This window comes from Bradyrhizobium sp. NAS96.2 (assembly GCF_001908235.1).
Lineage (GTDB): Bacteria > Pseudomonadota > Alphaproteobacteria > Rhizobiales > Xanthobacteraceae > Bradyrhizobium.
In genome coordinates, this window is sequence record NZ_LGHK01000089.1 from 1 (window position 1) to 13,177 (window position 13,177).

The window sequence follows — 13,177 nt, forward strand, 5'->3', positions numbered from 1 at the left end:
TCTTGTTTCGACGCGTTTTCTTCACGCGAACCGGCATCCACTTCGCTCGAAAACGCTTTATTCGTCCCAGCGTTCGCCCTTGATGATGCGGACAAGCTGTCGCGCGTGATATTCGGCGGTGCCGGAATTGACGATGGTGAAATCGGGCGTCGAGGTGCTTTCGTCGACGGTGCGGGCCAGCCGCTGCGCGAGCAGGCCGTCGCTGCTGCGGGCCCGCATCGAGAGCCGAGCGGCCAGCACGTCCGGCGGCGCCGTGACCAGCACGACAATGGCACTGGCATAGTTGCGGCGCGCCGCCGCGATCACCGTGCGCGAGACGTTCGCGATCACGGTGCGTCCGGCACGGATATCGTCGTTGATGGCCCGCGACAGCGCATAGCGATGGCCGTGCGCTTCCCAATGCATGGCGTAGTCGCCGCTAGCGGCCGCGCGCTGGAAGGCCTCCGCGCTGACCTCCTCATTGTCTTCCGACGCAGAAGCCTGGCGGGTGATCAGGCGGCGGGGAAACACGATCCCGCGATCATCGGCGCAGGCCGCTTTCGCGAGCCCAAGCAGCGTATCCTTGCCGGCGCCGCTCGGGCCGACCACCAGGATCAACCGGCCCGGCCCGATCGCAGCGCGCTGCTCAGCGATCACGGACGCATCGGTCACGCGACCCTCCCCCCCTTCGCGCCAGACGCTGCGCACCACCGGCAGGTCACGCGCGACGTGCACGCGGATCAGATCGGCGCGCCGGCCGACCGCGATCTCGCCGCGATCGGAGAGGCCAACCGCTTCGGCAGGCGTCTTGGTCACGGTGCGCACGGCGGAAGCGAGATCGATCGCCGGCACATGCCGCGGCAATTGCAGCGCCGCCATCAACAGGCTCGACGGAATGTAGTCCGACGACAGGATATCGAGCATGCCCTCATCGGCGAGATCGACGGCGGCGATATTGCCGGAATGCGAGCCGCCGCGCACGACGTTCGGCGCGCCCATCAATATGTCGATGCCGGCCGCGTGCAAGCCCCGCGCGGCCTCCATCGTGGTCGGGAATTCCGCGACCGCGACCCTGTCGTTGACGGCGTCGACCACGTTCTCGTCCGTGGTGTCGTCGTGGCTCGCCAGCGGGATCTTGTACTCATGCGCCAGCGCGACGATCGCGCGGGTGTTCGCGACAGCATATTCCTTCTGATAGGCGAAGCGGCGGGCGAACAGCACGTCGAGCTGCGCGTCGGTCATGCCGCCCCCCTTGCCACGGTAGTAATCGCGCAGCTTGACCTCGTCGCGGAACTGGCGCTGGCCCGGCGTATGGTCCATCAGCGACATCAGCCGCACGTCCGGCCGGTCGATCAGCTCCTTGGCCTCGGCAACGACGTCAGGCATCGGCACCTCGCAGCGCAGATGCAGGAAGTGATCGGCGCGCAGCAGATTCTCCTCGCGCGCCGCCGAGATCGCCGCCGCCAGCACGCCGGCGCGGCCGTCGACATCCTCAGCGCCGTCCTCGCGCCAGACCCGCAGCGAATCCAGCACCGTGGTGATGCCTGAGGTCGCGAGCTGCCCGTCATAGGAGATCACAGCGGCGACCGGGTTCCAGAACACCTTCGGCCGCGGCACGTAGTGCATCTCGAGATGGTCGGTGTGCAGCTCGATCAGCCCGGGCATCAGGAGATCGCCGCCGGCGTCCTCGGCGGCCCCGGGCGGCCTGCCCTCGCCGAACTCGGCAATCTTACCGTCAACGATAGCCACCCAGCCCTGCTCGATCACGCGATCGGCGAGGACCAGCCGGGCGTTGCCGATGATGGTGTCTTGCTTGGCGGTCATTTCAAACGGTCCTTCAGGCAGCAGCGGCGAACGAGGTCACATCGACGATGCGATCGGCTATCAGATGACGGATTTCGTCGTCATGGACAATCGCGACCATCGCGACGCCCTTGGTCTTTTTCTCCGCAATCAGCTCGACCACCACTGCGCGATTCGCCGCATCAAGCGAAGCGGTGGGTTCATCCAGCAGCAGGATCGGCAGGTCCGAGATGAAGCCGCGCGCGATGTTGACGCGCTGTTGCTCGCCGCCGGAGAAGGTCGAGGGCGGCAGGGTCCACAGCCGTTCCGGAATGTTGAGCCGGCGCAGCAGTTTGCCAGCACGCTCGCGGGCTTCCTCGCGCGCGACGCCGTTGACGATCAACGGCTCGGCGACGACGTCGATGGTCGCCACCCGCGGCACCGCGCGCAGGAACTGGCTTACATAGCCGATCGTCGAGCGGCGGATGCTCAGCACCTGGCGCGGTTCGGCGGTGGCAAGGTCGATCACCTTGCCGTGGTGGCGGATGCCGATCCGGCCGCTGTCGCAGCGATAATTGCCGAAGATCATCTTCAGGATCGAGGATTTGCCGGCGCCCGACGGGCCCGACAGCACCACGCATTCGCCTGCTACGACGTGGAACGAGACGCCGCGCACCACGGGCAACTCGACGCCGCCCTGCAGATGCATGGTGAAGGTCTTCTCGGCGTCGGCAAGTTCGATCATCGCGGTCATTGGCAAGCTCATGGCGGCAGAATCGAGGAAACGAGCAGCTGGGTATAGGGCTCGCGGGGATCGTCGAGCACCTGGTCGGTGAGACCGGTCTCGATCACGCGGCCGCCCTTCATCACCATCACGCGATGCGACAGCAGGCGCGCGACCGCGAGATCATGGGTGACGACGATGGCGGCGAGGCCAAGCTCGCTGACCAGATTGCGCATCAGGTCGAGCAGGCGCGCCTGCACCGAGACGTCGAGGCCGCCGGTCGGCTCGTCCATGAACACCAGCCGCGGCTCGGTGACAAGGTTGCGCGCGATCTGCAAGCGCTGCCGCATGCCGCCGGAATAGGTCTTCGGTGCATCGTCGATGCGGCCGACATCGATCTCGACCCGGTCGAGCCAGGTCGATGCGGTGTCTCTGATACGACCGTAGTGATTCCAGCCGACCGCCATCAACCGCTCGCCGACATTGGCGCCGGCCGAGACGCCCATGCGCAGTCCCTGCGCCGGGTCCTGATGCACAAAGCCCCAGTCGGTGCGGAACAAAAAGCGCCGCTCCGCTTCGCCGAGTTCGGCGAGATCGCGCAGCACGCCGTCGCGCATGCGGTAGGACACCCGCCCCGCGCTCGGCGCGAGCTGCGCCGACAGCAGTTGCAGCAAGGTCGACTTGCCCGACCCGGATTCGCCGACGATCGCCAGCGCTTCACCGGGATAGAGCGCGAACGAGACATCGCGGCAGGCCGGAAGCCGGCCGTAATTCTTGGCAAGCCCTTCAGCCACCAGCAGCGGCTCGTCGTTGTCGAGGCTCGAGAGCTCAGACATGCGCCTTCTCCTTGTGCGGCGCCGCGCTCTCGGTGCCGTGATGGCCGGCGGCCTGGCGCTGCTCGCAGAAGTCGGTGTCGGAGCAGACGAACATCCGCCCGCCCTTGTCGTCGGTGACGATCTCGTCGAGATAGGAATTGTCGGCGCCGCACAGCGCGCAGGGTGCGTTGAAGCGATAGCGCGTGAACGGATGATCCTCGAAATCCAGCGACACCACCGTGGTGTAGGGCGGGATCGCGTAGATGCGCTTCTCGCGACCGGCGCCGAACAGCTGCAGCGCAGCGCAATTGTCCATCTTCGGATTGTCGAATTTCGGCGTCGGCGACGGGTCCATCACGTAGCGTGCATTCACCTTCACCGGATAGGCGTAGGCGGTCGCGATGTGGCCAAAGCGCGCGATATCCTCGTAGAGCTTGACGTGCATCAACCCATATTCGGCCAGCGCATGCATGCGCCGCGTCTCGGTCTCGCGCGGTTCGAGGAAGCGTAGCGGCTCGGGGATCGGCACCTGATAGACCAGCACCTGCCCCGCGTGCAGCGACGCCTCGGGAATGCGGTGCCGGGTCTGGATCACGGTCGCGTCCGTGGTCGAGGTCGTGGTCGCGACTCCCGCGGTCTTGCCGAAAAACTTGCGGATCGAGATCGCATTGGTGGTGTCGTCGGAGCCTTGGTCGATCACCTTCAGCACGTCGTCGGGGCCGAGGATCGCCGCCGTCACCTGTACGCCGCCGGTGCCCCAGCCATAGGGCATCGGCATCTCGCGGCTCGCGAACGGCACCTGATAGCCGGGGATCGCGATCGCCTTCAGGATCGCGCGGCGGATCATCCGCTTGGTCTGCTCGTCGAGATAGGCGAAATTGTATGTCGGCGCGTTCATTCCGCGGCCTCCTGCAGTTCGACCGCCTGATTGGCCTCCGCGAATTCCTGCCGCAGCTTGCGCAGCAGGCCGAGCTCGGACTGGAAGTCGACGTAGTGCGGCAGCTTGAGATGCTCGACGAAGCCGGTCGACTGGACATTATCGGAGTGCGACATCACGAACTCTTCGTCCTGCGCCGGCGCCCCCGCTTCCTCGCCGAGCTCGCGCGCGCGGAGCGCGCGGTCGACCAGCGCCATCGACATGGTCTTGCGTTCGCTCTGGCCGAAGGCAAGGCCATAGCCGCGGGTGAAGCAGGGCGCCTCGGTCGTCGAGCCCTTGAACTGGTTGACCATCTGGCATTCGGTCAGCTCGACGGAGCCGAGCGGCACCGCGAAGCCGACATCCTCGGCGAAGAATTCGACCTCGACCTCGCCGAAGCGGATCTCGCCGGCGAACGGATGGTTGCGGCCATAGCCGCGCTGCGTCGAATAGCCGAGCGCGAGCAGAAAACCCTCATCGCCGCGCGCCAGATTCTGCAGCCGCAGGTCGCGATCGGCCGGGAAGCTCAGCGGCTCGCGGGTGAGGTCGCCGACCGGCGCGTCGCTATCTGCCGGCGGCGAGGTCTCGATCAGGCCGTCGCGGCCGAGAATGTCGGTGACCCGCGGCGTTGCCGCCTGCGACGCCTCCGCGGTCGCCGGCTGCTCCGGCACAAAGCCCTCCGCGAGCTGAGGATCGAGCAGGCGATGGGTGTAATCGAAGGTCGGCCCCAGGATCTGGCCGCCCGGAACGTCCTTGAAGGTCGAGGAGATGCGCCGCCGCACCTGCATCTCGCCGGTGTTGACCGGCTCGGTGGCGCCGAACCGCGGCAGCGTGGCGCGGAAGGCGCGAACCAGGAAGATCGCCTCGATCATGTCGCCGCGCGCCTGCTTGATCGCGAGCGCCGCAAGCTCGCGGTCATACAGCGAACCTTCAGTCATCACGCGGTCGACGCCGAGCGCGAGCTGTTCGGAGATCTGCGCCAGCGTCACCTCAGGCACAGCGCGATCGCCGCGTCGCTCATGCGCCAGCAGCCGATGGGCGTTTTCGATGGCGCGCTCGCCTCCCTTGACGGCTACATACATCGCTCACACTCCGCTTGCGATCAGCCGCGCGGTGCGCGGGATCGCGACGATGCTGTCGTCATGGACCAGCACGACATCGATGCCGCGCGGAAACAGGACTTCATTGATCGACAGCCGCTGGAACAAATCGCGCGGCTTGATCATCGCCTGCAGCAGCGCGCTGCCGTCGATGCCGGGCCCCTTCAGCTCGAAGGCCGGGCCCTGCGTCAGGCTGTCGACCTGCAGGATCAGCGTGGTCGACCGGTCCGGATATTCGTTGCTGCCGAACGCGAAGCGCTCCAGCGCCGGCAGGTTCGCGGCATCGCCGATCAGCGCAAAGCTCGCGATCGAGGAATCGCCGACCACCGGCGCGCTGGCGTGAAATTTCAGCCAGCGGGCGACGTCCGGCGTCGCCGACATCGCGGCATCGAGCCAGATCGGCGTGTCGTGATCGAACAGCGTCAGCGCGATCGCGGCCGAGCCGCGCATCATCCCGGCGGGTGTTCCGACATCAGCGGCGACGCGCTGCACGCTGCCCGGACGCGCCATCGCATCCATCACGGAACGGAACGTGGATTGCGCCGACAGCACCTTGTCGGCAAAGCCTGCGGGCATTTCGGCAATCGTCGTCATTGCATCACCCCTCACCGCGCACCATCGTGTAGAAATCAACCCGCGTCGCCGCGGTCTCCGCGGCTTTGCGTGCGCGCTCGGCGTTCACAGCGGCACGCAGCGGCGCGATCACCTTGGCCTCCACCTCGCCGGACAACTCCGCCGACTGCACCATGGCGTCGCACAGCGCGATCATCTGCGCCTTCTGCGCGTCGCGGCCGAGCGTGTAGCCGAAGCCGACCTCGCCGCTCGCAAGCCGCACCGCCGCACGCGACACCGTCGCCTCGCCGAGATTGAACGGCGCGCCGTCGCCGCCGACCCGCCCGCGCATCATCACGAGGCCGTTCTCCGGCTCGCGCAGGTTCTCATGCTTCGGGATCGCGATCGCCGCCAGCCTGCCTGCGATGTCGGCTGCGGCGGAGTGCGCCAGCACGGTCATCGCGGCCTTGCGCTGGGCCTGCCTGCTGTCTGGTCCGGTCGAACTCATGGTCGGATTCATGGGCAACCTTGCTTGCATCAAGTTGTCTATGATAATAGACAACTTGATAGCCGAGCGCCATGACTGTTTCGTGACAAACCGAAGATTTCTGGTATCACCGCGCGATGAGCATGCAGGAAAGTTCCGGCGTCGCCTTGTGGCGGCAAGTCGCTGACGGCATCGAGCGCGGCATCGCTGACGGCCGCTTCGCCGCCGGCGAAAAGCTGCCCGGCGAGATGGAGATCGCCGAGACTTACCGGGTCAACCGCCACACCGTGCGACGCGCGCTCGCCGCACTGGCGGAGCGCGGCCTGGTGCGCGCCGAACGCGGCAGCGGCACCTATGTCGAAGCCCAGCGCCTCGCCTATCCCTTGCGCTCACGCACGCGATTCTCGGAGATCGTCGGCGCCGGCGGCCACGAGCCGCGCGGCCAGCTGATCGAGGCCGGCGAGGATATTGCCAACCGCGAGATCGCGCGCGAGCTCGGCCTGAAGATCGGCGCCCCGCTGATCCGGATCGAAGCGGTGCGGCTCGCCGACCGGACGCCGATCTGCGTCTCCACCACCTGGCTGTCGGCCGAGCGGTTTCCCGATGCCGGCAGCGTGTTCGCCAACGTCCATTCGATGACGAAGCTGCTCGGACATTACGGCGTGAAGGATTACCATCGCGCATCGACCCGGATCACCGCGGCGATCGTCGATGCCACCGACGCCGCGCGGCTCGATCTGCCACTGGGACGGCCGGTGCTGGTGGTCGACGCGACCGACGTCGACATGCTGGACCGGCCGCTGGTGACCAAGCGCTCGCGCTTCGCCGCCGAGCGCGTGGAATTCCTGGTCGAGAACGGCTGACGGTCCCCACTGCAATCCGAACTGGAAGTTTAAGCAGTCGTCGCATGCCCGCGGCATCACCCGCGTGCGCCGACTAAAAAGATCCGAGCACCGAACCCAACGCGATAACGATGGCCAAGGCGATGATCGGCCCAACGATATTGGCCATCACCATGTCGAAGTAGCTCTTGCGATGGGTCGAGCCGCAGACCGCCAGCAGCGTCACGACGGCGCCGTTGTGCGGCAGACTGTCCAGGGTGCCTGAGCCGATCACGGCAACCCGGTGCATGAGCCCCGGGTCGATATGGGCAGTCTGCGCAATTTGCAGGTATGTGTCGCCAAGGGCATCGAGCGCAATGGTCAATCCGCCGGAAGCGGAGCCGGTCAATGCGGCAAGGATGTTTGTCGCGATGGCGAGAGAAACGAGTGGACCGCCGGAGATCGACAGCATCCAATCGCGCACCAACGCAAAGCCCGGCAGTGCAGCGACGACGGCTCCAAAGCCGACCAGGCTTGCGACGCTGAAGATGGGGAGCACCGAGGCGTTGGCGCCGGCATCCATGCTCGCCCTCAAATCCGTCAGACGGGGTCGATTGAGCGCGATGAGCGTTGCCGTGGCGGCGGCGAGAGCAACTGCGACCGACCACACCCCGGCAACGCCGGCAAGGGATGTCCCGCCCCAGCGCTCCTGCGCGAGGAACGAAAAATCGAGGCGTGGCAGGATCAGGAGCGACATCAGCAGGTTCACGCCCACGACCACGAGCAGCGGGACGATCGCCGTGCCGATCGGTGGCGGCATATCGCCGCGCTTGCCATGCGCTATTTCGGCCGGATCGAACTCGTGGGACGATGTAGCGCGCTCGCGGATGAATTGATCGTCAGCGACCGCTCCGCTGACGAGCCCTTCGTCTCCGCCATAGCCTTCACCGGTCTTGCGCGCCGATTCCTCGGCGCGGCTGAGCCACCAGAGCCCGAATGCGAGCATGATCGCAGCAGCGATGATTCCCAATCCGGGCGCCGCAAACGGCGTGGTTCCGAAGAACGGCATCGGAATCGTATTTTGAATCGCGGGCGTTCCGGGCAGTGCCGACATCGTGAATGTGGAGGTGCCCAACGCGATGGTGGCCGGCATGAGCCGATGCGGGATGTTCGCGACGCGAAACATTTCCCGTGCCATCGGCGCCAAAACGAAAAAGGCGACGAAAAGGCTTACCCCGCCGTAGGTGACGATCGCGCCGGCAAGCACCACAGCGAGGATTGCACGACGCGCCCCGAGCTTGGTGCTCATGAAATGCGCGATGGCGTGGACCGATCCGCTGTCGTCCATGAGCTTGCCGAACAGCGCACCGAGCAGAAATATTGGGAAGAATTGCGCGATGAACTGCGCAGCGCCGCCCATGAAGGTCTGCGTCCAATGGGCAAGCAAAGGCTCTCCGGCGAAAGCAGCAGCGACGATCGCGGCAGCCGGCGCCAGGAGGAGCACGCTCCATCCGCGGAACGAGAGCCAGATGAGCAGGCCAAGGGCAACCAGGATTCCGACGAGGCCCATGACGTCAAACCTGCCGCAAGAGCAAATCCAAATCCATCGAGGAGCGCCGGCCGATGTTCTGGTCGTTCGCGGCGAGGAATGCCTCCGCGGCACGGCGGCCCTCGTCGCGCAGCATGCAGAGAAAATCCCACTCGGCATTCAGCTTTGACGACACGCCGAGCTCGGCCAGCACCTTGCTCGCGATCAGATGAATGCGCATCTCAGCCCATTTGCGTCCCTCGGAGCTCCCGGCGTCCGCGACCTGCCGCAGCAGCGCGATCATGCGCAACTCCTTGAGCAGCGTGGCGTTGAATGCAACCTCGTTCAACCGATCGAGGATCTCGCGCGCGGAGCGCGGTGTCCCGGGTCGCTCGACCGGGTTGACCGCGACGAGAAGCGTGTCATGCGAGTTGCACTCGCGAACGAGCGGCGTGATCGTCGGGTTCCCGGAGTAGCCGCCATCCCAATAGGGCTCGCCGTCGATCTCTATCGCGCGGAACAGAGTCGGCAAGCAGGCGGAAGCGAGCAGAACGTCGGGTGTAAGCTCGGCGTTGCGAAACACACGCCCGCGGCCGGTATGAACGTTGGTCGCCGTCACGAACAACCGGATCGGGGAGTTCGCGATTTGTCGAAAATCGACCGACTCGGCGAGGACCTGGTGCAAAGGGTTTGTACCGGCAAGATTCAGGTCGTAAGGTGAAAACACGCGGCTCGCCAGATCGAAGGCGAGATAGAAGGGCGACGTATCAAGGGTCCAGCGACCGAGGATGACGTCCAGCGGGCTTCGCCGAATGGGACTGAACCGCGCTGAGTCAGCGACCCGCCGCCAGAAGGCCTCCAATGCAGACTTGGCACCGGCCGGGCCATTGGTCATAAAACCGCCCGCCAGCACGACGGCGTTCATCGCGCCGGCCGACGTGCCTGATATCGCCTCGATACGCAGCCACGGCTCATCCATGAGCCGATCGAGCACCCCCCAAGTAAAAGCGCCGTGCGATCCACCACCCTGCAGCGCGAGATCGACCAGAACGGCATCGCGCGCTTGGCCCGCGCGTGTTTGCGGCTCCTTCAACGACATCGCGGGCTCCGACTGGCGTGCGGCCACGTCGCCGCCGGCGAACGACAGACAAGGAAGCCGTCAGGTCCTGCCAGGGAGCGGTTGCGGGAGTGGCCGCGGACGCTCGATTGCTGGCCGACCCGGTCTCGGAGGCCGAGTGACCGGGCGGTGGCCCGGCCGTCGCCATCCGTGCCATCCCGCCGGACCACCCCAGCCCATGCCGCGCCTTGAACCAAAACCACACCGATACCAGCCGCCACCGCGCCATCCCCTGCTGTACCAACAGTAGCGCTGGCCCCTCCAGGTGAATTGGACGGTTTCCGCGAGACGAAGTTCGTCGGCGGCCTGACGCAGGCCCAGCGGCGCAATAAGGCCGGCTTGTGAACCACCGCTGGTCGCCGTAATCGCCACCGAAGCAATTCCAAGTGCGAGCCCCCATAGAAGCAATCTTCGCATGATTTTCTCCCGGCTTTTCACAGCGCGGAAGGCAACCGGCTGAGCGGCCGCGGAGCCGCATGGCTGCAGCCGGCCTCCTTCGCGGGCGATCCCGCCCAGGGATCGATGCCGTTGGGCTGATCCCTACGCAAAACTGTAGCGTATTCGGCTGCCACAGCGGCTGCCGTGACAGCGCAGCGACTACCGTTCCCGGCGATGCTTTGACGCTGGCGCCAGGCTTTGCCTCACTCGCTAGGCAGCCTTGGCCTGAGTTGCGGCTGCGAGCGTGTCGCGAAGGTGCTGCTCCTTCTTTTCATCGAGCGAGGTCGTCAGGACGATCCCTCCCGCATCCTTGATCGCATTGAGAACCTTGTCTGAGGTCATAGACTTGATCAGCAGGAACAGAACGGCATCTCCCGATTTCACCTTCGACGCAAGATCCTTCATGAACTGGTCTCTGATCCCGAAATCGGTCAGCGCACCGCTCAAAGCGCCTGCGCCGGCTCCGAGAGCCACGCCGAGAAGAGGATTCAGGAAGACCATCCCCAAGAGCAGCCCCCAGAAGCTGCCGCTGGCGGCGCCGGTCATGGTGGTGTTCACAAGCTGATTGAGCTTTACAGAGTCCTCGGTTTTGACTGCGATCACGGCATCGCTGATCGTGATCAGATACTCGCCTTGAAGCTTAAGTATTTTTTGCCGAACTTCCTCTGCTTTGACTTCGGATGGGTACACGATCGCAACGAGATCTGACATTGAACACTCCTTGATGGCTCGAAGTGCTGCCCCTATTCCGCGCGTGATGCACCGCCGAAACTTAGCACAGACCCGAAAGTCTCTTGCCGCCCAATCATGCACGCAGCTTCACAATCCCGAGATGTTTTTAGCGCTCGGTGCAATTGAGTAAGCGACATTGTCGCATGTGTCTCGAACAAGGACTCGCGGGAAGCCCGTCTGCCGCGCTGTTCTGAGTTCGACCCGTGCGACCAAAAGCCGTCGCTTGGTCCGCCGGATGACAATCCTCATCCCGTGCTGACTTCAAGGCGCCCCTGCTTTAGCTTGATTGGTCCAATTGTCGATGCACCGCGAAGAGAGCACGATGTCGACGGCGATTTCGGTCCTCGGTGGAGTTGGTCTGTTCCTGCTTGGCATGAGCGTCATGACCGCCGGCCTCAAGGGACTCGCCGGATCCAAGTTGCGGACGGTCCTAAGCAAGGCAGCGGCGACCCCGCTGTCCGGTGCGCTGTGGGGCGCCATCGTGACCTTGATCGTGCAATCGTCCAGCGCAACGACCATGACCACCATCGGTCTGGTAAGCGCGGGCGTGCTGACCTTTCCGCAAGGGCTGGCCCTCGTGTTCGGCGCGAATGTCGGAACCACGGGAACCGGCTGGCTCGTTGCGCTGATCGGCGTTCGCGTCTCCCTCACGGCTGCGGCGCTCCCGATGATTTTCGTCGGCGCGCTGATCAAACTATTGGGCGGTGGCCGTGTATCCGCCGCGGGAGCAGCCCTTGCGGGGTTCGCGCTGGTGTTGTTCGCGCTCACGACCTTGCAGCAGGGCATGGGAGGACTAGCCGAACAGTTGCACCCGGCAGACTTGCCGGCCGTTCTCGGCGCCACCTGGTGGGCGGGCTTGTACGGGGTGCTGGCGCTGGCGGTCGTCGGACTGGTGATGACCGCCGTGATGCAATCATCGACCGCGGCTATCGCGGTGACACTCTCGGCACACTATGCGGGAGCCATCGGCCTGGACCAGGCATGCGCACTGATCATTGGGCAGAACATCGGAACGGCGACCAGTTCTGCCCTGGCGGCAATCGGTGCGAGCAGCACCGCCAAGCGATTGGCCTTGGCGTACATCTTGTTCAAGCTGATTGCGGCGGCTATTGCGCTGGTGCTCTTCCCCGTGACTATTCCCCTTCTGGTCCGCGCCTCGGACAGCATTGGTGGCGTCACGCTGCTTGCAGCCTATCACACCGCCTACAACGTCATCGGCGTCCTGGTGCTGCTGCCTGTGATCAATGGCTTTACCCGGTTCGTCGAGCGCATCCTGCCCGAACGAGGCTCACTGCTGACCAGGTGCCTGGATCCAGCAGCGCTCGCGACCCCGATCGCAACCGTTGAGGCCGTGCGACGCACGGTCGCGCGCACGCTTGAAGCGATGTGCGGATCATTGGCGACGGCACTGTCAGCAGCGAGTCCAGATGCCTCCGTCCCGGCGCGACAGAACACAATGCAAGCGGCGGAAGCTGCCTCTGCCCTGCGCCAGGCACGGGAGTTCATGTCAGAGGTAAGTGGACCGCCTGAATCGCAGGATGAGCAACGGCGGCTCACCAGCACACTGCATGCCCTCGACCACGCGTCTCGCCTCGCCGAAGTCTTCGGCGAGGAAATCGAACTCGGTATGCCGCCCGGCGGCTCCCAGGACATGCACGCGACGGAAATCTGCGTGGAGGCCATGCGTAGCGCGGCATCGCTCGCTGCCGAAGTCGCCGTCGTGCCCGACGCTTCCGATAACGCCGCGGAAATCAAGCTGAGAACTGCACCGACGCGGTCGCTCACCCCAGAGAAGGAACTCGCCTCAGCCGGGACGTTGACCGAGCAGGCCCTTGCGCATCTGGAACACTGCGCGAAAGCGCTCGGCGAAGTGCGGAGAGACCACCGTAAGGCTACGCTCGCCTCAGTGGCGAGTGGAACGGCGGTCGCGGACGACGCAATCGCCCGCGTCGATGCCGTACGGCGCCTTGAAGCGCTCGCGCATCACGCCTGGCGCTCCGCCGCGCATCTTCTCGGCCACGGCGCATAGTGCGGAACAAGAATCGAGGGGGCCCGCAACTCGCGTAGGCTAGAGCAGATTCCGATCACGCTGAACCATATCCCGCGGCCTGGAAGTAGTTTGAGCATTCTTGCGGTGTGAAGGTGTGGAAGGCGTCTGCGATCGCTGTTTCCAAGGTCTCGATAGT

At 65.2% G+C, this 13,177-nt stretch carries 12 protein-coding genes and 1 pseudogene; 2 read left to right on the top strand and 11 right to left on the bottom strand.

What is annotated here, in order from left to right; all coding sequences use genetic code 11:
- Positions 1-57 precede the first annotated feature (57 nt).
- The 8 genes and pseudogenes from phnN to phnG form a co-directional block, all read right to left on the bottom strand.
- Positions 58-690 (bottom strand): phosphonate metabolism protein/1,5-bisphosphokinase (PRPP-forming) PhnN, encoded by a 633-nt coding sequence (gene phnN / locus AC628_RS44825; RefSeq protein ID WP_245321246.1) that lies wholly within the window; start codon positions 688-690, stop codon positions 58-60.
- Positions 664-1,803, bottom strand: a pseudogene (locus tag AC628_RS20520) (alpha-D-ribose 1-methylphosphonate 5-triphosphate diphosphatase); the annotation flags it as partial. The pseudogene AC628_RS20520 and the gene phnN, both read right to left, overlap by 27 nt.
- A 13-nt stretch (positions 1,804-1,816) precedes the next feature.
- A complete protein-coding gene (gene phnL, locus AC628_RS20525) occupies positions 1,817-2,515 on the bottom strand; it encodes a phosphonate C-P lyase system protein PhnL (protein WP_074128594.1) in 699 nt (232 codons plus the stop codon).
- Between the two features lie 8 nt (positions 2,516-2,523).
- Positions 2,524-3,321 carry a phosphonate C-P lyase system protein PhnK gene (gene phnK / locus AC628_RS20530; RefSeq protein WP_074128595.1) on the bottom strand — a complete coding sequence of 266 codons (798 nt, stop codon included), beginning with the start codon at positions 3,319-3,321 and terminating at the stop codon, positions 2,524-2,526.
- A complete protein-coding gene (locus tag AC628_RS20535; RefSeq protein WP_016846424.1) occupies positions 3,314-4,198 on the bottom strand; it encodes an alpha-D-ribose 1-methylphosphonate 5-phosphate C-P-lyase PhnJ in 885 nt (294 codons plus the stop codon). Before AC628_RS20535 ends, phnK begins: the two co-directional genes overlap by 8 nt.
- Positions 4,195-5,298: a carbon-phosphorus lyase complex subunit gene (locus AC628_RS20540; protein WP_074128596.1), complete on the bottom strand. Its 1,104-nt coding sequence runs from the start codon at positions 5,296-5,298 to the stop codon at positions 4,195-4,197. Before AC628_RS20540 ends, AC628_RS20535 begins: the two co-directional genes overlap by 4 nt.
- A gap of 3 nt (positions 5,299-5,301) precedes the next feature.
- Positions 5,302-5,910 (bottom strand): phosphonate C-P lyase system protein PhnH, encoded by a 609-nt coding sequence (phnH, locus tag AC628_RS20545; protein ID WP_074128597.1) that lies wholly within the window; start codon positions 5,908-5,910, stop codon positions 5,302-5,304.
- Positions 5,911-5,914: 4 nt separating this feature from the next.
- Positions 5,915-6,376, bottom strand: a complete 462-nt coding sequence (gene phnG / locus AC628_RS20550) for a phosphonate C-P lyase system protein PhnG (RefSeq protein ID WP_074128602.1) — start codon at positions 6,374-6,376, stop codon at positions 5,915-5,917.
- Positions 6,377-6,492: 116 nt separating this feature from the next.
- Here phnG and phnF point away from each other — a divergent pair, with 116 nt between their 5' ends.
- Complete coding sequence (phnF, locus tag AC628_RS20555) at positions 6,493-7,218, top strand: phosphonate metabolism transcriptional regulator PhnF (RefSeq protein WP_074128598.1); 726 nt, start codon at positions 6,493-6,495, stop codon at positions 7,216-7,218.
- Between the two features lie 73 nt (positions 7,219-7,291).
- Here the strand turns inward: phnF and AC628_RS20560 are convergent, their stop codons facing one another.
- From AC628_RS20560 to AC628_RS20570, 3 genes are all read right to left on the bottom strand, one after another.
- Positions 7,292-8,746, bottom strand: a complete 1,455-nt coding sequence (locus AC628_RS20560) for a GntP family permease (protein ID WP_074128599.1) — start codon at positions 8,744-8,746, stop codon at positions 7,292-7,294.
- A gap of 4 nt (positions 8,747-8,750) precedes the next feature.
- Positions 8,751-9,803: a patatin-like phospholipase family protein gene (locus tag AC628_RS20565; RefSeq protein WP_168193413.1), complete on the bottom strand. Its 1,053-nt coding sequence runs from the start codon at positions 9,801-9,803 to the stop codon at positions 8,751-8,753.
- 666 nt (positions 9,804-10,469) lie between these two features.
- Entirely contained in the window at positions 10,470-10,970 is a 501-nt protein-coding gene (locus AC628_RS20570) for a DUF1269 domain-containing protein (protein ID WP_074128601.1), read from the bottom strand.
- Between the two features lie 343 nt (positions 10,971-11,313).
- On the opposite strand from AC628_RS20570, the gene AC628_RS20575 reads away from it, so the two are divergent.
- On the top strand, positions 11,314-13,020 hold the full coding sequence (locus AC628_RS20575) for a Na/Pi cotransporter family protein (RefSeq protein ID WP_074128603.1): 1,707 nt from the start codon (positions 11,314-11,316) through the stop codon (positions 13,018-13,020).
- The last annotated feature ends 157 nt before the right edge of the window (positions 13,021-13,177 follow it).

What these genes read in the sequence shown, in the direction of transcription:
- phnF (WP_074128598.1), top strand. Translation starts at nt 6,493, where the DNA reads ATGAGCATGCAGGAAAGTTCCGGCGTCGCCTTGTGGCGGCAAGTCGCT.
- phnK (WP_074128595.1), bottom strand. Translation starts at nt 3,321, where the DNA reads ATGTCTGAGCTCTCGAGCCTCGACAACGACGAGCCGCTGCTGGTGGCT.
- phnL (WP_074128594.1), bottom strand. Translation starts at nt 2,515, where the DNA reads ATGACCGCGATGATCGAACTTGCCGACGCCGAGAAGACCTTCACCATG.
- AC628_RS20560 (WP_074128599.1), bottom strand. Translation starts at nt 8,746, where the DNA reads ATGGGCCTCGTCGGAATCCTGGTTGCCCTTGGCCTGCTCATCTGGCTC.
- AC628_RS20570 (WP_074128601.1), bottom strand. Translation starts at nt 10,970, where the DNA reads ATGTCAGATCTCGTTGCGATCGTGTACCCATCCGAAGTCAAAGCAGAG.
- AC628_RS20575 (WP_074128603.1), top strand. Translation starts at nt 11,314, where the DNA reads ATGTCGACGGCGATTTCGGTCCTCGGTGGAGTTGGTCTGTTCCTGCTT.
- phnH (WP_074128597.1), bottom strand. Translation starts at nt 5,910, where the DNA reads ATGACGACGATTGCCGAAATGCCCGCAGGCTTTGCCGACAAGGTGCTG.
- phnG (WP_074128602.1), bottom strand. Translation starts at nt 6,376, where the DNA reads ATGAGTTCGACCGGACCAGACAGCAGGCAGGCCCAGCGCAAGGCCGCG.
- AC628_RS20540 (WP_074128596.1), bottom strand. Translation starts at nt 5,298, where the DNA reads ATGTATGTAGCCGTCAAGGGAGGCGAGCGCGCCATCGAAAACGCCCAT.
- AC628_RS20535 (WP_016846424.1), bottom strand. Translation starts at nt 4,198, where the DNA reads ATGAACGCGCCGACATACAATTTCGCCTATCTCGACGAGCAGACCAAG.
- AC628_RS20565 (WP_168193413.1), bottom strand. Translation starts at nt 9,803, where the DNA reads ATGTCGTTGAAGGAGCCGCAAACACGCGCGGGCCAAGCGCGCGATGCC.